Source organism: Polynucleobacter alcilacus (assembly GCF_018881545.1).
Taxonomy (GTDB): domain Bacteria; phylum Pseudomonadota; class Gammaproteobacteria; order Burkholderiales; family Burkholderiaceae; genus Polynucleobacter; species Polynucleobacter alcilacus.
Map to the genome: position 1 here is coordinate 214,039 of NZ_JACVQD010000001.1, position 17,551 is coordinate 231,589.

Here is a 17,551-nt window from a genome sequence, read left to right on the forward strand (position 1 = left end):
TGCTTGCTCTTTTTTGTCAATATCTAAATAGTACTTCATGATCTGAGTGCCAGAATCAACTAACAAACTCTCGAACTCATTAACTGAGCCCATGAATTGTTTGTATTGCACTTCGGTACAAAACCCCATTACCTGTTCAACGCCAGCTCGGTTGTACCAACTGCGGTTAAATATTGCAAACTCACCTGCGGAAGGGAGTTCTGCAACATAGCGCTGAAAATACCATTCACCTTCTTCGCGTGAGGAGGGCTTATTTAGTGCCACAACACGGGTCTCGCGGGGGCTTAAGTGCTCGACAATGCGTTTAATGGTGCCATCTTTTCCGGCAGTATCGCGCCCTTCAAGAATGACTAATAAACGTAAGTTCCCAGAAATAATCTGGCGTTGCAATTTGACCAACTCAATTTGCAACAGTCTTAATTCTTGCTCGTAGTCTTTTTCGTGATCGGCTGCTTCAGCCTTTTTACTCATTACTGGCGACTGGAGCAGGAGGGGCTTTCTTAGCAGGAACTTTCTTGGCTGCTGTTTTTTTCGCAGGAGCCTTTTTTGCTGCTACCTTTTTTGCAGGAGCTTTTTTTGCTGGCACTTTTTTCGCAGGAGCCTTTTTAGCAACTACTTTTTTCTCCAACTTTTCTAGCGCTTTAGAGAGCTTATCAATCAACTTTTCACGGTCAGCTTCTAATTTGTCGAGTTTCTTGAATAAATCTTTTACTAATTTTTTTTGACTCATGATTTTTTCCTTTGACTTGCGTTACTTTGTATTTGAGATAACTCATCCTACGTTCTATTGTGCCTTGAATCAAGCAAATATGACAATCTAAGCCTCTTTTTAGCCTTTACGAGAATTGATGATAAATTAAATGCGCATGTTTAAAACCCTTTTATCTCTCCCCAAAACCGTTTGGTTAATTGGACTAATTAGCCTCGTTAACGATTCTGCTAGTGAGATGCTTTACCCATTAATGCCGCTGTATTTAGCCTCTGTTCTGATGGCTGGTCCTAAAGCCATTGGAATTATTGAGGGCATTGCCGAAGCAACTTCTAGCTTATTCAAGCTCATTTCTGGAGTAATTGTCGATAAAACTAAGAATACGAAGATATGGATCGTATTTGGGTATGCGCTCGCAGGTTTTGGTAGACCCCTCATTGCTTTTGCAAGTTCTTGGTTTGGAGTGCTGTTAATCCGCTTTGCTGATAGATTGGGCAAGGGACTGAGAAGCTCTCCTAGAGATGCATTACTAGCTGAAAGCGTTCCCTCAAATCAACGGGGGATTACTTATGGTCTGCATCGCTCGATGGATAACGCAGGTGCTGTTATTGGACCCTTGCTCGCCGCTTATTTACTTGCCATTAACGTTCCATTAAAAGATATATTCCTTTGGGCTGTTATTCCGGGCGCCATCACTGTTGGCTTGGCGCTTTGTTTAAAAGAGCCTCCCGACAAGTCTTTGACTCCGCCAGCAAAGTTCTCCTGGACATTGGAGGGGATGCCTGTTCAATTTAAGCGTTATATATTTGCTGTTGGTCTATTTGCACTAAGCAACTCATCCGATATGTTTTTGCTTCTTAGGGCAAGGGAACTCGGTGTTCCGCAAGAGCAAATACCATTGCTCTGGGCAGGTATTTCACTAATTACTACCGTATTTGGTACGCCGCTTTCTGCTCTTTCAGATCGGTTTAGTCGAAAATATTTCATTGCAATAGCGTGGGCTGCCTATGCCTTAATTTACACCGGGATGAGTTATTCAGGCCTGACGATTGGCTGGCTATGCGTCTTATTTGTATTTTATGGTTTATTTAAAGCCGCTACAGAAGGAGTAGAGAAGGCTTTTGTTGCTGATTTAGCCCCTCAGGGTCTTACAGGAACAGCATTTGGCTGGTTCAACCTTTGTTCAGGAATCATGCTCTTGCCGGCCTCATTGATATTTGGCTGGCTATATGAATCCTTCAGTCCAACGGCGGCATTTCTCTTTTCAGGCGCTTGCTCTACCTTGGCCGTAATACTGCTAGTTCTGTGGGTGTTTAAACCACAAGAACCAGTGCTAATAAATAAAAAAACCTAAATAATTCAGTTATTTAGGTTCTATTCTTAAAGTATTACTCTGGATGAAAGTTATTGCTGGCCATGAAGCTGATAGTACGTTCAAAGCCTAAAATGCGAATGTAACGCCAAGCGATATCGCGATATTTACTATCTAGATAGCCAATAGCAATCTCAGGCGTCCTGCTGGACAAGTCGATTTCTTGAATAGAACGGGCCCAACGTTTAAGTCTTGTTGACATATTTGTCACCTCCATGTCCATACAACGCACAGTAAATAGGGCGAGATGACAGGAATTACAAAATATTTAACAAATTGAGAAAAAAGCGGGTTTATTGGCTAGATTGACACTACTTTATGGGGATTGAGGATGTTTTGGGGGTCTAAAGCGGCTTTTAGCGCCTTCATCAGGTCATGGGCAACAACCCCTTTATGGTCTCTTAGGTCGCCTAATTTGAGCTGGCCAATCCCATGTTCAGCAGAAATAGAACCCTTGCAGCGCTCAACTTGAGCATTCACAAGCGCATAAATTGCCTTTTCATGGTCTACATTGAATGATTTAGCATCTACTCCAAGTGGTGGGGCAATGTTGTAGTGGAGGTTGCCATCGCCCAAGTGACCAAAATTGATTATGCGCACCCCTGGATATTGAGTCCTCATTAGGTGATCGGTTTCTTGGATAAAACGATCCAGTGAGGATAAGGGGATGGTAATGTCATTTTTGAGGTTGGCGCCTTCTTCAGCTTGTGCCAAGGTGATGTGTTCGCGCATCTGCCAGAATGAATTTGCTTGGCTTAAGTTGCTGGCAATAACTGCATCCGTAACAATATTTGCCTTAAATGCTTCCTCCAAAATAGCCTCTAATAATTGCCTGACATGCTCTTCACTTTCGTGATCAGAAAGTTCGATTAATACGGTATAGGCTGGTTTACCTTTTAAAGGGTTAGCCATTTGTGGAAAGTGTTTTTCATTTAACTCAAGGGATTCTTGAGTCATCATTTCAAAACCGGTCAGCAAGGAGGTGGCTCGCTTTTGAAATAGATTGAGAAGGGCGATCGTCGAAGCAATATCTTGGGTAGCCACTAAGGTTGTCCATTGCGAGATCGGCAGTGGATAGAGTTTCATCACTGCGGCAGTAATGATCCCTAAGGTGCCTTCAGAACCAATAAACAGGTCTCGTAAGTCATAACCGGTATTGTCTTTGCGTAGACCTTTCATACCATCCCAGATTTCACCTTTAGCTGTGACGACCTCTAGGCCGAGACAAAGGTCGCGCGTATTCCCATAACGCAGGACATTAGTACCACCAGCATTGGTGGCTAAATTGCCACCAATCATGCAGCTACCTTCAGCGCCAAGACTTAATGGAAAGAGGAAATCTTGCGCTGCCGCTTTCTCTTGCACAGATTGCAATATGCAACCCGCCTCCAGAGTGATGGTTTGATTAGCGACATCAAGTTCACGGATTTGGTTCATCCGCTTCAAACTCAGAAGAATTTGTTTGCCCGAATCGTCTGGCGTAGCGCCCCCACAAAAACTAGTATTGCCACCTTGGGGAACAATAGCTACATTCGCAGCAGCGCATAGTTGGACTATTTGAGCAACTTCTGTAGTTGTTTTTGGAAGTACGACTGCTAAAGCCTTACCAGTAAAGCGTTTTCGCCAGTCTGTGAGATAGGGCGACTTCTCTTGATCATCAGTCAAAACAAATTGCTGACCTAGAAGCTGCCCAAGTTGATCAATGAGATTTTGCATCCTTACTTTGTTTGTGCTTTTTGTTTAGCCAAGTTTTTCGCTGCCTTCTTAATCGGCTTGAGATAAATTAATAAACAGACAAAGCCCGTCGTTGCTAAGATCGTTTCTAAAAGAGCCATCCAAAAGTTGCTACCTGTTTCAAGAATTCGTACTAAGCCTTCGGTGACATAGAGCAGGATCAACATGGACGCCCACTGCATGGTGTAAACCTTGCCTTTCCAAAGACCAGGTATTGCAAAAAGCAATGGCACCGCTTTCAATATCAACCAGGAGCCACCTGGGCGTAAGGGCGATATAAACCATTCCCAACAAACACAGAGAATAAATAAATCGACAAATGCTGCAGTGGCTAATAGTTGATAAGGGTTCTTATCAAGTGCTTTTTTCAATATCGGGATCAATTGTTCCTCGCAAGCTTGAGAGCAGTTTCAGCCAAACGTTTACCTTGTGCCTTGGCTAAACGTTGCTCTTCTAGACTAATAGGTAATTGAGTATCAACATGCGCGAGATGAGATACGCCATAAGGACTTCCACCACTTTTGGTAGACATTAAATCAGACTCACTATAGGGCAGCCCAATAATCATCATGCCGTGATGCAAGAGAGGAATCATCATAGTGAGTAGCGTACTTTCTTGGCCACCATGCATGCTGCCAGTGCTAGTAAATACACAAGCCGGTTTGCCGATGAGCGCGCCATTAAACCATTCTGCAGAACTGCCATCCCAGAAATACTTCATGGGCGCGGCCATATTGCCGAAACGGGTAGGAGAGCCTAAGGCTAGGCCAATACATTCCTGCAAATCAGAATATTCCACATAAGGAGCGCCTGTTTGGGGCACGCTAGGCTCAGTTGCTTCGCAAACAGCAGAAATAGCAGGTACTGTGCGCAATCTAGCATTTGCGCTCGGAACGCTCTCAATTCCTTCCGCGATCAGGCGTGCCAAATCCTTAGTAGCACCATGACGGGAGTAGTACAAAACTAAAATATCGTGTTGGCTCATATTCTTCTCTTATGATACGGCGATGCGCATTATTCGTAACCCCCAATTATGGCTCTCTCTCGGCAAAGAGATCTGGGAGCGTAATCGCGGCCAAAACCTGAATCAAATCGCTGCTAGCCTCTCTTATACGACCACCTTATCCCTGGTCCCCATGTTAACAATAGCCACTCTCTTGGTTGGCTATCTACCCAGTGTGATTCAAGTAAAAAATGACTTTAAAACCTGGCTATTGGATACCTATATGCCTGGTGGTTTGAACCAGCAGGTATTTATCTATTTGGATCAATTTTCTGCGCAGGCTCGTGGGCTCACTTTGATTGGATTGGCCGGACTATTGATTACAACCCTCATGACGCTAGCCGTTATTGAGGATGCCTTTAATCAAATATTCAAAGTTCAGGAAGCCCGAACTTTACTAAAGAAGGCTCTGATTTATGGTGTAGCCACTATTTTGGGGCCAATTGTCTTGGGCTTAGGGGTTTATCTCACCGGTATCTTGTTCAGTGCTTCAGAGGGTTGGATTATGGCCATTTCATTTGGCTTTCGTCTTGTAGCAACGATTGCACCCGTCATCCTAGCTGTTTTGGTTTTTGCCGTTGTCTACAAATTTCTTCCTTATGCCAAGATCCTATGGTCGGACGCCTTCGCTGGCGCCTTGTTTGCAGCGCTAGCCTTTGAATTGATGAAGTTTGGATTCGTCATTTTCCTCAGCCATACCGCATTCTACAAGACGGTCTATGGCGCCTTTGCTATCTTCCCCTTGGGCTTACTCTGGATCTATCTCACTTGGTGGATCACCCTCGCTGGCGCGGTACTGGTGGCCAATCTTCCCAATATTCGTAGTGGTGTCATTAGGGTTATTCGTTACTAAATCATTGCCTGAAGTCCTTGATTCAAAGGGGGCTTGGGGATATATTGAAGCTATAAACACATCGTTTTGGGAGATCAGATGAAAGTTCGTGACATATTGCGCGTCAAGGGGAGCACTTTATTTACAGTAGCTCCTGACACTGCGTTGCAAACTGCCGTGCTGGTCATGAGCGAACATGACATCGGTTCTTTAGTCGTCATGGAGTATGACAAGCTAGTTGGTATTCTCACTTTCAGAGAAGTCATTTCTGCTTTGGCAAAACACCATGGCAAATTAGACGGCATTCAGGTAAGTGCAGTGATGAATCAAAAACCCTTGACTTGCAATATGGAAACCGAGATCGACGAGGTCCGCCGCATGATGTTGGTTGACCATGCGCGTTATCTACCAGTCGTAGATCAAAAAATGCTCATGGGCGTCATCTCTTTTTACGACGTTGCTAAATCTGTCGTAGAAGCGCAAGATTTTGAAAACACCATGCTCAAGGCTTATATTCGGGACTGGCCAGAAGATACAGAAAAGGTCACTACCTAGCCGTTCTAGCCCAATATTGCTGACAAATGACATAATGTCGATATGTCAGGAAATACCTTAGGCCTCCTCTTTACAGTCACTACTTTTGGTGAGTCACATGGTCCCGCTATTGGGGCTGTCGTGGATGGTTGCCCACCAGGCATGCTGCTTTCAGAAGCTGACCTGCAACTGGATTTGGATCGTCGTAAACCGGGTACCTCTCGCCACGTTACCCAGCGCAAGGAAGAAGATAAAGTAGAAATTTTATCTGGTGTCTTTGAAGGTAAAACTACCGGTACCCCAATTGCTCTTTTGATCCGAAATACTGATCACCGCAGCCAAGACTATGGCGATATTCTGCAAACTTTTCGTCCTGGTCATGCTGACTATGCATACCACCATAAATATGGTCTACGCGACCCCCGTGGTGGTGGACGTTCTTCGGCACGTCTTACAGCTCCGGTAGTAGCTGCGGCAGCGATTGCTAAAAAGTGGTTGTATGAAAAACACGGTACTGAGTTTTACGGCTATATGAGCCAATTGGGTGAAATAGAAATTCCGTTTCAAGATCTTGCTGAGATTGGAAAGAATCTATTTTTTGCTGCGAACGCAGAAATCATTCCAAAGCTAGAAAGCTATATGGATGAATTGCGTAAGGCAGGGGATTCCTGTGGCGCGCGTATCGAAGTGCGTGCACGGAATGTACCGATTGGTTTAGGAGAACCTCTCTTTGACAAGCTGGATGCTGACATTGCGCACGCCATGATGGGGATTAATGCTGTGAAAGGCGTCGAAATCGGTGCTGGCTTCAAATCTGTTACACAGCGCGGTAGCGAACACGGGGATGAAATGCATCCCGATGGCTTTGCGAGCAACAATGCTGGTGGCACATTGGGAGGCATTAGTAGCGGACAAGACTTGCGCGTTTCTATAGCCATCAAGCCCACCTCTAGCATCATGAGTCCTAAGCAATCGATTGATTTGGATGGCAAGCCAATTACACTTCAGACTAAAGGTCGACATGACCCTTGCGTAGGTATTCGTGCTACACCTATTGCCGAGGCCATGTTGGCATTGGTATTGATGGATCATGCGCTGCGTCATCGTGCCCAATGCGCTGATGTGACATTGGCAATCGCTGCTATTCCGTCAGCACGTCCTGGCTCGAAACGGGATTGAAAGCTTTGCTTAGATGACGCCTTCGTTGCGCTGGGCCTTCGGGTCCTTTTTCTTTTTATATTTTGCGTATGTGGGTCTGGTTTCTCCCTATGCCAGCCTATTCTTTTTAGATCGCGGCTTTAGTGTCATTGAGATTGCTGTCCTGATGTCGATGTTGCAAGTTACGCGTATTGTTGGGCCTTTTTCATGGGGCTGGCTCTCTGACTATTTATCTAATCGCGTCGGCATCATCCGCTTTTGTGCTTGTCTAGCGGCGCTGGTTTTTGCCTTCATTTTCTTCTTGCAAAGCTATATTGGTTTTTTTATTTGGATGTTTGTTCTCCATACCGTCCTCAGCAGCCTGATGCCACTAGGGGAGTCTGCAACGGTTCATGCCTTATTTAAAGATAACTCTTTTGATAAACGCTATGGTCGCCTACGCTTGTGGGGGTCAATTGGCTTTATTGTCATGGTGCTTGTAGCGGGTGAATTATTCCAGCGTAAATCCATCGAGCTCTACCCAATTGTTGGGATGATCGTATTGCTTTTACTGGCAGTGATCAGTTTTTGTTTGCGTGAACCGAAGATGGAACGCCGCAAAATGGTCAAAGGCGAAATGTTAGTTGTTTTAGTTAATCCGGATGTGCGTTGGTTTTTGCTATCGGGATTTTTTATGATCTTTGCTCATGCTGCACTCTACGTCTTTTACTCCCTGTACTTGGCGGATCTTGGTTACGGTAAGTTTCAAATTGGATTATTTTGGGCTTTAGGTGTTTTTGCTGAGGTGATCTTTTTTTATTTCCAAAGCAAAGTATTGAGTCGTGTCGATGCGGAAGTAGTTCTTCAAGGAGCATTTGGAATTGGGGTAGTGCGCTTTATTTTGATTGCCTTTTTACCCATTACCCCTGTTCTGATCTTTGCACAGATTCTTCATGCGGGAACCTTTGCTGCCCACCATAGCGCTGCAACGAAATTGTTACAACGTTGGTTTACTGGACCCCTTCAGGCTAGGGGGCAGGCAGTGATGGCAACCGTATCCTATGGTCTAGGAGGCACCTTAGGCGGGCTCTGTGCAGGTTGGATTTGGGAATTGTCACAGCCAAGGGATGTATTTGTGATGGCTGCTTTTGCCTGCGGCATGGCAGGAATGGCAATCCAAAAACTCAGACCGCAGCGCAATCTAAGCAAGCCAGACAGTTAAAAGAGAATTTACTCCCTATGCTTACTGAATTTTTGCCTTAGCGCGGAGCTTTTGCATCATTTCAGTGAACTTCGCCTTTTGCCAGTTTTGATCTGAAGCAATCATTTGCTTTAACTGGTCCTTGATTTCTTCCATACTTGGTGCTTTTACATCGCGTGTATCGATCACCTTAATCACATGCCAACCGAATTGGGATTTAACTGGCTTATCGGTAACTTGATCGTTCTTTAACTGAACCATTGCTTTGGAAAATTCTGGTACCAGTGCCTTATCGCTTACCCAGCCTAAATCACCACCATCTTTAGCAGATCCAGGATCCTTGGATTTTGCCTTAGCGATGTCTTCAAAATTAGCACCGCCTTTAATTTGAACAATGATGGCTTTAGCATCAGCTTCTTTTTCAACCAAGATATGTTCAACGTGATATTCCTTACCGGTGTATTGAGACTTCACCGTTTCATAAGCGGCCTTGAGGTCAGATTCAGTAACCCCCTCTTTTTCAATGTAGTCTTCAAAAACTGCGGCAACCAGAATACCCATACGAGATTGCTCTAATTGGTCGCGTACAGATTCTTTTTGAATCACGCCACGCTTATCCGCTTCTTGCAAAATTAATTCTCGTGTAACTAGCATTTCTCGTGCTTGGTTACGAACTTGAGGGTTATCAGGCTGACCCGATTTTTGTACCAATTTATCTAGCTGCGCTTTTGGAATAGATTTGCCATTCACGATAACGGCATTTTGTGCAATGGCAGTTGCTGATAAAAAGCTTGCACTCAGTATGCTGATCGTGAGGATTTGTCGTGTATTAAGCATGTCGCAATAAGTAGTTGGTTAAAGGGAAGGCCGCAGTTTACTGCAGCTTAGGCGCTGATTTCTTCTGGCGTTAAGGCCACGATGGTTAGGGCATGGATTTCAGCAGGGATGTGACGATTTAGGGCAGCATAGATCGCACGATGCCTAGCTACGAGATTCATACCTCTAAATTCTGGGGCCACAATCATCAACTTGAAATGGCCGCCGCCACTCGCGGCACCAGCATGACCTGCATGCAGATGACTTTCATCATCAATCTGAAGACTATCTATCTTAAACGCTTGATGAAGATCTGCTGTAAAGAGGGCAATACGCTCTTGATTCACGCTCATTCGGAAGGGTGCTCCATATGCCGAGTTAACCAAATACCCTGGAGAATAACGAACACGACTAGTAAGCCAGTGCTACCAAAAAGTTTGAAGTTAACCCAAGCCTCTTCAGAGTAGTTAAAGGCAATATACAGATTAAGAGCACCCATGAGAAAAAAGAATACAGCCCAAGCCATATTTAAGCGATGCCATACAGAATGCGAACTTTGTTCTTTTAGAGTAACTTGTTTTCCCATTAAAACTTGAATCCAATTCTTATTGAAGAATTGGGCACTAATCAATAAGGCGCCTGAGAATAGCCAGTACAAAGCCGTTGGTTTTAGTTGAATAAAGGTTTTGTCATGTAAAAAAATGGTCAGGCTACCAAAGACAATAATCATAACCAGACTTACCCATTGCATAGCATCGATTTTGCGATGACGGTAGTACACCCAGAGGATTTGGCCGATGGTCGCAACCATGGCAACAATGGTAGCGGTGTAAATATCACCAAATTTAAAGGCAACAAAAAACAGAATGATGGGAAATAGGTCGAATAGAAATTTCATAAAGGGGATTATCCAGCTATTTGATTTTTAGACCTCAATTACGCATCTTTGCTATGTTTCACATTCGCGCTGGGTTCAAAGTTCAAGGATGCAGAATTAATGCAATAACGTAAGCCAGTAGGCTGTGGCCCATCATTGAATACATGCCCAAGATGGGCGTCGCACTGAGCACAGCGGACCTCAGTCCGCACCATCCCATGGGTGGTATCGCGGATTTCCTTGATTGCAGACTCTTCCTCTGGCTTGTTATAGCTCGGCCAACCACAACCAGCATCAAATTTGGTATCGGATAAAAAGAGGGGGGTGCCGCAACAGACGCATGAATACCTACCCTGATCCCAGTGATCCCAGTACTTTCCAGTAAATGGTCTTTCGGTAGCAGCCTCACGAGTGACGCGGTACTCAATTTCACTCAGCGATTCTTTGTATTCTTGATCTGTTTTTTTCATATGGACTTGATGGAGCTCGTTTGGAGAAGTCAATTAAGAAGAGCAGCTTACTTCAATAGCGGCTAGATTGGGTGGTGGTGCAATGGCGTAGGCCTGAAATTGAGCTTGCTCATCAAATGGATTCTGCAATAGCTTGAGCAGTCTTGCTACTTCAGAAAAGTCCTTCTTTTGAGCCTGTTCAATCGCAGCTTGAGCTAGATGATTGCGCAAGATATATTTAGGATTCACTAGATTCATCCTGTGTTTGCGCTGTAGATCATCGCTAGATTCTGCTCTCAGACGGACAAGGTAATCGGTAAACCACTGATCAATCAGCGGCCTATCAATGAAATCATTACGCAGGGCGATGGAATCGATAGTTGAGCTCAGGCTGACTGAACTCAAGTTGCGAAAGAAGTTTGTGAAATCCACCCTAGAGTCGTGCATGGCCTGAAGCAGTCTTTCAATCAGTTGGATGTCGTCATCCTCAGATGAGCTAAAGCCTAATTTTGATCTGAAAAGAGCTTGCCAAGCTTGAGCATAAATAGTGGAGAACTCATCCAGTGCTTCTTTTAGAAGGGTTTGCGCCTCTTCTTCAGAGTGATTCAAAGCTAAAAGGGGGATGAGGGCACTGGCTAAGCAGGCCATATTCCAATGCATGATTTGCGGTTGGCGATGATAAGCGTAGCGACCTCCTTGGTCACTGTGGTTGCAAATATGATCGATCTGAAAATGGTCTAGGAAACCAAATGGGCCGTAATCAATAGTTAAGCCTAAGGCGCTGATGTTGTCACTATTTAATACTCCATGGCAAAATCCAACGGCTTGCCACTGTGCAACTAACTTTGCATTACGAGCGCTGATTTGCTTAAATAGTTCAAGGTAAGGCTCATTACTAGATTGACAATCAGGATAGTGATCTTTAACAAGTAAATCTGCTAGTTCTTTCAAGCGCTCTACATTCTGTAATGCTGCGTAATGTTCAAAATGCCCAATACGAATAAAGCTAGGTGCTAGCCTAGCGCAGATTGCTGCCGTTTCTACAGCCTCACGCCGGACTGCTAAATCAGATCCCACAACAGAAAGCGCTCTGCTAGTAGGAATTCCCAAAGAATGCATTGCTTCGCTACACAGAAATTCGCGTATAGAAGAACGTAATACAGCCCGACCATCGCCCATACGTGAGTAGCGTGTTTTACCTGCGCCTTTTAATTGCAATTCTTGGCCGGCAATATCACCAAGCAATATCGCTCTACCATCACCTAGTTGGCCAGCCCACACGCCAAATTGGTGCCCGCTATAGGCGGTAGCTATGGGATGAGAAAATTGTAGTGACCCTACATCAAGGCTATTTCCTGCTAGTACCGCTAACCAGGCTGGATCTTGTGGCAGTCCAGCAGCGTTTAAGGGGATGTCAATCAGTTTTGCTGCTGATGGTGAAAATCCTACCCAGTAGGGTGCTGGAACAGGGCTGGGAAGTACAGGGTGGATGGCGTCAGCGCCGCTTAAAGTAAAGGCCATAAGTTTGATTCTAGGGGGATTTCACAAAAGATGTGCAAGCCTCTAAAATAATCACATGAATAAACAAGTCCAGATTAACCCCCAAACCCAACTCGCTAATTTAGGCGAGGAATTAAACGTACCGTTTTTGAAGCTCCTCGGTGTTCGATTCATTAGCGCCGAGATGGGCAAAGGAGAAATCCTTTTAGCACTTAAACCAGAGCATACGAATACTTGGGCAGTAGCGCATGGTGGCGTATTACTCACCTTAATGGATGTCGCTATGGCAGTTGCCGCAAGGTCAGGCGACCCAGGTGACCGCAGTGTTGTCACTATCGAAATGAAAAACAATTTTATGCAAGCTGCTACTGGCATATTGCGAGTAAAAGCTGATACCGTGCGCAGAACGGCTACCATGGCATTTTGTGAAGCCAAACTTTATAACGACCAAGGTGAGGTTTGTTGCATGGCCACGGGAACTTTTAAATACCTGAAACGCCTAGCCACTCGAAATGCCGAGGGCGATCGGGTTGTCAACGACGATCTTCGCTTTGAATAAAAAGAGTCCTTAAACCGACAGATTAGATCCTGGAGCTGCGCTCAGAGCCCCAGTTACAACGTCATGACCAACTGCACCATTTGCATCAAAGCGACGCTCTACCATCTCGAACTGGCCATCTTTGCGAACTCGTAGAACGGTACTTGAGCGAGTGCCATAAGAGCTAGTCTTTATAAAAGCAGGTGATAGGGCCTTTTCCCATTCGCGACTAACACCGGTATTCGGGAGCTCATGATCACTTGCATGGTGGGTATCAGCCAAGAGCTTTAAATATTGGTCGGCATTTTTCAATTGGCCTTGATCCATCGCTAGCGTTTGGGCGAACGCGGCCACTCGATGATTCACTTTGGGCCAGGGTGTATCCAACATTGCATTGGAGAGGCCATAAACACCAGGCTCCAAGGGTTGATGGGGAAATACTTTACGTGGACGTATATTCTGACCCATCATCATGCGGTTACTCACCCAATGCATTTCTGCGTTCTCAGGATCACTCAGATCAGCCATCAGCAAATTAAATCCGTTGTAATTCTGAAAACGCTTTGTATTGCCTTGGATGAAATCAGTAGGGCGTTCTTTGCCAGCTAAATACATCATTGAAAGTTCGCCGCGTGTTCTCGAATCTGGATTCTTTTCACTCGGGGCACGAACATTACTTAAGGCTGCAAATCTTCCCGTTTTTGTAAAACCCAACCATGTGCCAGGACTGCCTAATACATCTGCGCGATCTCTACCTGCCAAAACATGGGGATGCTCATCCCACCAAGATATACCTTCGGTATCACGCTCATAAAACTCATCGCGATTGGCTGCAACAACTAAAGGATAGTCGGGATGCGATTGCCAAGCGAAAAGAATGAGGCACATAAAAATGGAGTAGGTGGAGTAAGTGGGGTAAGAGGAGTGGGTTTAAATTTCGATTAAAGGATAGGGTAATGAATCTATTTTTAACACAGGTCCATGAACGCTTCCTAGATGAATTTCCCCACTTTGAAGCGCATCTAGTTTGCATTCGGCTTGGAGGTCGATTCTGGATGGGTCTGATGGACTTGGGGATGCCAGGACCACCATGCCAGCTGGCTGAGCGGGGTCGCTTGTATGAAAAAGCTCCACCCCAGGACCATATTCTTGATTTCCTAGAGAGTCTGCAGAAATATGGGCTAATTGAAGCCGCCTCTTGATAGCGCCACGATATTGGCTACGGGCAACAATTTCCTGCCCTGGATAGCAACCCTTTTGGAAATCCACACCAGCAACGGATTCAAAATTAATCATCTGCGGCACAAACTGTTCCTGAGTAGCCAAAACAATTCTGGGTATGGCACTCATCACCTCTAAGTGATTCCAGCTTACTAAATGTTCGTTGCCTATCTTTTCAGGCTCAGCATTTGGCTTACCAATCAGTACTCGAGCATCAGATTGATTGTTAGAGAGAACATCCGGTAGGCGCAGGGCAATCTCTGTTTTTTCTATTTTTAGTGCCGCCATAGCTTGATCATTTCCATAAAATCCAGCGACAGTCCAGGATGAAGACATATCTGTAACCTTGGCCTTAGAGCGCAATACATACATTGAAAGACGTTTTGCAGTGACTGCGGCAATATCTTTAGAGATAAATAAGGCAAACCGATCCTCGCCATTGTCAGTGCTCGGAAATAAAGCAAGCCAGGCGCTTGCGATGAGTCTTCCTTTAGGGCTGCAATAACCGACCAGCCTTACTGATTCATGGGATTGGGCTACCTGAGCAGAAGCAGTTCTTTGCAGACCTAAAACAGAATTACTCAACTGATTTTGTAAAAAACTAGCCGCATCAAGCCCTTCTACAAAGATTAAACCCCATTCAGGAAGTAAGGAGTGGGCGAGGGGGTCTGTGCCAGATAGATTAGGTGTGTTTTGAGGGTTTTTTGTCATGACCTTTTATCATAGCCTGATGAGCAGAAAAATTCAGAGAAGAAGTCTTTTTTTAAAGAAAAAAATGAATACGCCAGGATTGAGGGTTTGCTTGTATGTCTTAATTGCATGCATCACGATCATGTATGGCGCTATATTTTTATGGCCAGTCGTTCCCACCAGCGGAAACGTCAGCGATTCACCGGTGTACAAAGTGAAGATCAAACCCCAATCGAGTTTAGCCAGCATTGCAGAGCAACTTCAAGAGCAGGGTGTCTCTACTTCTTCACTTCCATTTCAATTAAGTGCACGGGCTTTGTTTATCGGCGCCAAACTCAAACCAGGAACCTATCTTTTACCAACACGGGCCAGTATGGGAAAAATCCTGCTTCAAATTGCTCGTGGCGATCGGGTCAGGGAAAGTATTGCCATTATTCCGGGGATGACGATTTGGCAACTGAGAAAGCTGCTTGATTCCCACCCTGCAATCATTCACCAAACTAAGGGAATGAGCTCAAAAGAGCTTCTGCAAACCCTGAACCTTAATTATGCGAATGACGAGGGTATTTTTCTGCCTGACACGTATATTTTTGACCCCGATGAACCCGATATCAATATTTATCGTAGAGCCGCTCAAGCGATGCAAAAACAACTTTCTCAGACATGGGCTAAAAAAGAGGATGGCTCCCCGCTGAAATCATCCTATGAGCTATTAATTTTGGCCTCTATTGTAGAAAAAGAAACCGGACGCTCAAGTGACAGGGCCTTAGTAGCTGCTGTATTTACTAATCGACTCAATAAAGGAATGTTGTTGCAGACTGATCCCACTGTAATCTATGGCATTGGCCCTAAATTTGATGGCAATATAAGAAAAGGGGACTTACGCAAAGACACTCCCTACAATACCTATATGCATAAAGGATTACCCCCAACACCCATTGCCATGCCCAGTAAGGAATCTATCCAAGCTGCTATCCATCCTGTTACCAGCAAAGCTTTATATTTTGTTGCTAAAGGCGATGGCACGAGTCATTTTTCCCAAAGCCTAGGTGAACATGAAGCAGCGGTTGATCGCTACCAACGCAAGTTAACTCCAAAAGCCAGCTCTAAAACCGCTACCAATTAATTGAATCGCGTTTGAATTTTTATGACATCAATCATCCCAGGATTTTTCATTAGCTTTGAAGGCATCGATGGCGCTGGCAAAAGCACTCACATCGAATCCTTCAAGAAGTTAATGCAAGAGCGCCATCCAGACCGTGAAGTTGTTATGACGCGGGAACCTGGTGGCACTCCCTTAGGTGAACAGTTGAGAGCACTTTTATTAGACGCCCCAATGAATTTAGAAACAGAGGCTTTATTGATGTTTGCTGCGCGTCGCGAACATATTGCCCAGGTGATTGAGCCAGCACTGAAAGCCGGAAAAATAGTGATCTCTGATCGTTTTACCGATGCTAGCTTTGCTTATCAGGGCGGAGGTCGCGGATTAAGTTTAGACAAATTAAACTCCCTAGAGCGCTGGGTACAAGGCCGTCCCGATGGCTCCTTATTGCAACCCAATCTTACGTTCCTCTTTGATTTGCCAGGAGAGGTTGCTGAAGCACGACGATCTAAAGTGCGAGCACCCGATAAATTTGAAAAAATGGATTTGGATTTTTTTGAAAAAGTTCGCCAAGAATATCTACGTAGAGCAAAAGCGGATCCAAAGCGCTTTCATTTGGTAGATGCAACCCAAACCCCTGAAGCTATCTGGAATGGATTGAAACAACTTGAGCTCCAAATCTAAATGGGTGATTTGATGGCTGCCAATGTGCAACAAAAATCAGTAGCACCCTGGTTGCAGCCCTTATGGGATAGCATGGATTTTGCTCAGATACCCAATGCGATCTTGCTGCATGGCCAGTCCGGAATTGGGAAGTTTGAATTTGCTGTGACGCTAGCTAAGTCACTCCTCTGCGAGGGTTCCCAAGACCTGTCGCGTCCTTGCAATCAATGTGAGGCATGTCATTGGTTTGATGCTGGCAATCATCCCGACTTCATTGCTCTTGTTCCAGAGACGCACCGAAAACGCTTGCCACACGCTGATTACGAAGCGGATGAATCTCCTAGAAAAGGCAAGGCCGCACAAGATGATTCTGATGGTGAGGCTAATGAAAAGAAAGAAAAGAAAAATATCTCTATTGAGGAAACACGAAGCGCGATTGAAAGCCTTTCGATTGGGTCTCATCGAGGTGGCAAGCGCGTTATATTAATTTACCCTTTGGAATTGATGCGCTCTGACGCAGCCAACACCTTGCTGAAATCCTTAGAGGAACCCCCAGCAAATACTATTTTTATTCTGCTGGCCGATCGCCTTGATCGGGTTCTCCCCACGATTCGCTCTCGTTGTCGTTTGCTCACAGCGCCACGCCCAGATCGTGCACAAGGCTTGATCTGGCTACAAAACCAGCTATTGCAACACTCTGGACTAAAAGTGAGTGATGCCGATATTGCATCTATTTATGACGAGCAGGGTGGTGCGCCTTATTCCGTTCTCAATTCTTTAATGGCGCGGAATAATAAAGACGAAAAGGATGAATTAACAATTGCCATCCAAGCCTCACGCTATTTGCTGCAATCCATGTCCCAAGGTGGTCGTATCAATTGGTTGGATGCCGCTGAAAAAACCCATAAGGCGCAATATTCCTTTTTATTGGCAGCAATGCAGCGTTGGACCTCAGATTTGCAGGCCGTCTTACAAGGTGGCAATCCACGCTACTACCCAAAGCATTTAACTACGCTCAAGGGCTTATCCCAATCGGCGCGTACTCCCAAACTGCATCATTTTTGGAAAGCCTTAGTTCAAGCCCGGCGCCATGAGAACCACCCCTTAGCTAGCCGCATTCAGCTTGAAGCCTTGCTTTCCCAATATCAACAAGTTTTTGAGACTTAATCGAGC

At 45.1% G+C, this 17,551-nt stretch carries 22 protein-coding genes; 9 read left to right on the forward strand and 13 right to left on the reverse strand.

The features are described from left to right. Both ICN45_RS01100 and ICN45_RS01105 read right to left on the reverse strand, forming a co-directional pair. On the reverse strand, window positions 1-471 hold a 471-nt coding region (locus tag ICN45_RS01100), incomplete at its 3' end, for a polyphosphate kinase 2 family protein (RefSeq protein ID WP_500797052.1). Further along, on the reverse strand, window positions 464-730 hold the full coding sequence (locus ICN45_RS01105) for a serine/threonine protein kinase (protein WP_216172190.1): 267 nt from the start codon (window positions 728-730) through the stop codon (window positions 464-466). The genes ICN45_RS01105 and ICN45_RS01100, both read right to left, overlap by 8 nt. A 136-nt stretch (window positions 731-866) precedes the next feature. Between ICN45_RS01105 and ICN45_RS01110 the strand changes: the two genes are divergently transcribed. Beyond that, window positions 867-2,063 carry an MFS transporter gene (locus ICN45_RS01110; protein ID WP_216172191.1) on the forward strand — a complete coding sequence of 399 codons (1,197 nt, stop codon included), beginning with the start codon at window positions 867-869 and terminating at the stop codon, window positions 2,061-2,063. Between the two features lie 34 nt (window positions 2,064-2,097). On the opposite strand, the gene ICN45_RS01115 is transcribed toward ICN45_RS01110, so the two are convergent. The 4 genes from ICN45_RS01115 to wrbA form a co-directional block, all read right to left on the reverse strand. Beyond that, window positions 2,098-2,283 carry a hypothetical protein gene (locus ICN45_RS01115; RefSeq protein WP_216172193.1) on the reverse strand — a complete coding sequence of 62 codons (186 nt, stop codon included), beginning with the start codon at window positions 2,281-2,283 and terminating at the stop codon, window positions 2,098-2,100. Window positions 2,284-2,381: 98 nt separating this feature from the next. Beyond that, window positions 2,382-3,797, reverse strand: a complete 1,416-nt coding sequence (locus ICN45_RS01120) for an FAD-binding oxidoreductase (RefSeq protein ID WP_216172194.1) — start codon at window positions 3,795-3,797, stop codon at window positions 2,382-2,384. A 2-nt stretch (window positions 3,798-3,799) separates the two neighbouring features. Continuing rightward, window positions 3,800-4,186 carry a DUF2069 domain-containing protein gene (locus ICN45_RS01125; protein WP_255531036.1) on the reverse strand — a complete coding sequence of 129 codons (387 nt, stop codon included), beginning with the start codon at window positions 4,184-4,186 and terminating at the stop codon, window positions 3,800-3,802. An 8-nt stretch (window positions 4,187-4,194) separates the two neighbouring features. Further along, window positions 4,195-4,800: an NAD(P)H:quinone oxidoreductase gene (wrbA, locus tag ICN45_RS01130; RefSeq protein WP_216172195.1), complete on the reverse strand. Its 606-nt coding sequence runs from the start codon at window positions 4,798-4,800 to the stop codon at window positions 4,195-4,197. A gap of 22 nt (window positions 4,801-4,822) precedes the next feature. On the opposite strand from wrbA, the gene ICN45_RS01135 reads away from it, so the two are divergent. From ICN45_RS01135 to ICN45_RS01150, 4 genes are all read left to right on the forward strand, one after another. After that, window positions 4,823-5,671 (forward strand): YhjD/YihY/BrkB family envelope integrity protein, encoded by an 849-nt coding sequence (locus ICN45_RS01135; protein WP_216172196.1) that lies wholly within the window; start codon window positions 4,823-4,825, stop codon window positions 5,669-5,671. Between the two features lie 78 nt (window positions 5,672-5,749). Next, on the forward strand, window positions 5,750-6,205 hold the full coding sequence (locus tag ICN45_RS01140) for a CBS domain-containing protein (RefSeq protein WP_216172197.1): 456 nt from the start codon (window positions 5,750-5,752) through the stop codon (window positions 6,203-6,205). A gap of 42 nt (window positions 6,206-6,247) precedes the next feature. After that, on the forward strand, window positions 6,248-7,363 hold the full coding sequence (gene aroC, locus ICN45_RS01145; protein ID WP_216172198.1) for a chorismate synthase: 1,116 nt from the start codon (window positions 6,248-6,250) through the stop codon (window positions 7,361-7,363). Between the two features lie 13 nt (window positions 7,364-7,376). After that, window positions 7,377-8,543, forward strand: coding sequence for an MFS transporter (locus tag ICN45_RS01150; RefSeq protein WP_216172199.1), 1,167 nt, complete (start codon window positions 7,377-7,379; stop codon window positions 8,541-8,543). 21 nt (window positions 8,544-8,564) lie between these two features. Here ICN45_RS01150 and ICN45_RS01155 read toward each other — a convergent pair whose 3' ends face one another. Genes ICN45_RS01155 through ICN45_RS01175 form a run of 5 tightly spaced genes read right to left on the reverse strand, consistent with a single transcriptional unit; the run spans window position 8,565 to window position 12,185 of the window. Further along, window positions 8,565-9,359 (reverse strand): peptidylprolyl isomerase, encoded by a 795-nt coding sequence (locus ICN45_RS01155; RefSeq protein ID WP_216172200.1) that lies wholly within the window; start codon window positions 9,357-9,359, stop codon window positions 8,565-8,567. Window positions 9,360-9,406: 47 nt separating this feature from the next. Next, on the reverse strand, window positions 9,407-9,691 hold the full coding sequence (locus ICN45_RS01160; RefSeq protein WP_216172201.1) for a BolA family protein: 285 nt from the start codon (window positions 9,689-9,691) through the stop codon (window positions 9,407-9,409). Beyond that, complete coding sequence (locus tag ICN45_RS01165; RefSeq protein ID WP_216172202.1) at window positions 9,688-10,236, reverse strand: septation protein A; 549 nt, start codon at window positions 10,234-10,236, stop codon at window positions 9,688-9,690. The genes ICN45_RS01160 and ICN45_RS01165 overlap by 4 nt, the downstream gene beginning before the upstream one ends. Before the next feature lie 38 nt (window positions 10,237-10,274). Then, a complete protein-coding gene (gene msrB, locus ICN45_RS01170; protein WP_216172203.1) occupies window positions 10,275-10,685 on the reverse strand; it encodes a peptide-methionine (R)-S-oxide reductase MsrB in 411 nt (136 codons plus the stop codon). A gap of 33 nt (window positions 10,686-10,718) precedes the next feature. Next, window positions 10,719-12,185, reverse strand: coding sequence for a protein adenylyltransferase SelO (locus ICN45_RS01175; RefSeq protein WP_216172204.1), 1,467 nt, complete (start codon window positions 12,183-12,185; stop codon window positions 10,719-10,721). A 55-nt stretch (window positions 12,186-12,240) separates the two neighbouring features. On the opposite strand from ICN45_RS01175, the gene ICN45_RS01180 reads away from it, so the two are divergent. Beyond that, the gene (locus ICN45_RS01180; protein WP_216172205.1) at window positions 12,241-12,723 is read left to right on the forward strand and encodes a PaaI family thioesterase; all 483 of its coding nucleotides are present in this window, start codon (window positions 12,241-12,243) and stop codon (window positions 12,721-12,723) included. 9 nt (window positions 12,724-12,732) lie between these two features. Here the strand turns inward: ICN45_RS01180 and ICN45_RS01185 are convergent, their stop codons facing one another. Both ICN45_RS01185 and ygfZ read right to left on the reverse strand, forming a co-directional pair. Next, window positions 12,733-13,590: an NRDE family protein gene (locus tag ICN45_RS01185; RefSeq protein WP_216172206.1), complete on the reverse strand. Its 858-nt coding sequence runs from the start codon at window positions 13,588-13,590 to the stop codon at window positions 12,733-12,735. 42 nt (window positions 13,591-13,632) lie between these two features. Then, entirely contained in the window at window positions 13,633-14,634 is a 1,002-nt protein-coding gene (gene ygfZ / locus ICN45_RS01190; RefSeq protein WP_216172207.1) for a CAF17-like 4Fe-4S cluster assembly/insertion protein YgfZ, read from the reverse strand. Between the two features lie 64 nt (window positions 14,635-14,698). Here ygfZ and mltG point away from each other — a divergent pair, with 64 nt between their 5' ends. The 3 genes from mltG to ICN45_RS01205 are packed head-to-tail and all read left to right on the forward strand — an operon-like array spanning window position 14,699 to window position 17,545. Then, the gene (gene mltG / locus ICN45_RS01195) at window positions 14,699-15,739 is read left to right on the forward strand and encodes an endolytic transglycosylase MltG (protein ID WP_255531037.1); all 1,041 of its coding nucleotides are present in this window, start codon (window positions 14,699-14,701) and stop codon (window positions 15,737-15,739) included. A 21-nt stretch (window positions 15,740-15,760) separates the two neighbouring features. Next, window positions 15,761-16,399 carry a dTMP kinase gene (gene tmk, locus ICN45_RS01200; protein ID WP_216172210.1) on the forward strand — a complete coding sequence of 213 codons (639 nt, stop codon included), beginning with the start codon at window positions 15,761-15,763 and terminating at the stop codon, window positions 16,397-16,399. Continuing rightward, a complete protein-coding gene (locus ICN45_RS01205; RefSeq protein WP_255531038.1) occupies window positions 16,400-17,545 on the forward strand; it encodes a DNA polymerase III delta subunit-related protein in 1,146 nt (381 codons plus the stop codon). Window positions 17,546-17,551: the final 6 nt, after the last annotated feature.

Bases quoted from the DNA above. Each gene is read 5' to 3' on its own strand.
- tmk (WP_216172210.1), top strand. From the start codon at position 15,761: ATGACATCAATCATCCCAGGATTTTTCATTAGCTTTGAAGGCATCGAT.
- ICN45_RS01120 (WP_216172194.1), bottom strand. From the start codon at position 3,797: ATGCAAAATCTCATTGATCAACTTGGGCAGCTTCTAGGTCAGCAATTT.
- ICN45_RS01155 (WP_216172200.1), bottom strand. From the start codon at position 9,359: ATGCTTAATACACGACAAATCCTCACGATCAGCATACTGAGTGCAAGC.
- ICN45_RS01180 (WP_216172205.1), top strand. From the start codon at position 12,241: ATGAATAAACAAGTCCAGATTAACCCCCAAACCCAACTCGCTAATTTA.
- ICN45_RS01205 (WP_255531038.1), top strand. From the start codon at position 16,400: ATGGGTGATTTGATGGCTGCCAATGTGCAACAAAAATCAGTAGCACCC.
- ICN45_RS01105 (WP_216172190.1), bottom strand. From the start codon at position 730: ATGAGTCAAAAAAAATTAGTAAAAGATTTATTCAAGAAACTCGACAAA.
- ICN45_RS01150 (WP_216172199.1), top strand. From the start codon at position 7,377: ATGACGCCTTCGTTGCGCTGGGCCTTCGGGTCCTTTTTCTTTTTATAT.
- ygfZ (WP_216172207.1), bottom strand. From the start codon at position 14,634: ATGACAAAAAACCCTCAAAACACACCTAATCTATCTGGCACAGACCCC.
- ICN45_RS01140 (WP_216172197.1), top strand. From the start codon at position 5,750: ATGAAAGTTCGTGACATATTGCGCGTCAAGGGGAGCACTTTATTTACA.
- ICN45_RS01175 (WP_216172204.1), bottom strand. From the start codon at position 12,185: ATGGCCTTTACTTTAAGCGGCGCTGACGCCATCCACCCTGTACTTCCC.
- ICN45_RS01165 (WP_216172202.1), bottom strand. From the start codon at position 10,236: ATGAAATTTCTATTCGACCTATTTCCCATCATTCTGTTTTTTGTTGCC.
- msrB (WP_216172203.1), bottom strand. From the start codon at position 10,685: ATGAAAAAAACAGATCAAGAATACAAAGAATCGCTGAGTGAAATTGAG.
- ICN45_RS01110 (WP_216172191.1), top strand. From the start codon at position 867: ATGTTTAAAACCCTTTTATCTCTCCCCAAAACCGTTTGGTTAATTGGA.
- wrbA (WP_216172195.1), bottom strand. From the start codon at position 4,800: ATGAGCCAACACGATATTTTAGTTTTGTACTACTCCCGTCATGGTGCT.
- ICN45_RS01185 (WP_216172206.1), bottom strand. From the start codon at position 13,590: ATGTGCCTCATTCTTTTCGCTTGGCAATCGCATCCCGACTATCCTTTA.
- ICN45_RS01135 (WP_216172196.1), top strand. From the start codon at position 4,823: ATGCGCATTATTCGTAACCCCCAATTATGGCTCTCTCTCGGCAAAGAG.
- aroC (WP_216172198.1), top strand. From the start codon at position 6,248: ATGTCAGGAAATACCTTAGGCCTCCTCTTTACAGTCACTACTTTTGGT.
- ICN45_RS01160 (WP_216172201.1), bottom strand. From the start codon at position 9,691: ATGAGCGTGAATCAAGAGCGTATTGCCCTCTTTACAGCAGATCTTCAT.
- ICN45_RS01115 (WP_216172193.1), bottom strand. From the start codon at position 2,283: ATGTCAACAAGACTTAAACGTTGGGCCCGTTCTATTCAAGAAATCGAC.
- mltG (WP_255531037.1), top strand. From the start codon at position 14,699: ATGAATACGCCAGGATTGAGGGTTTGCTTGTATGTCTTAATTGCATGC.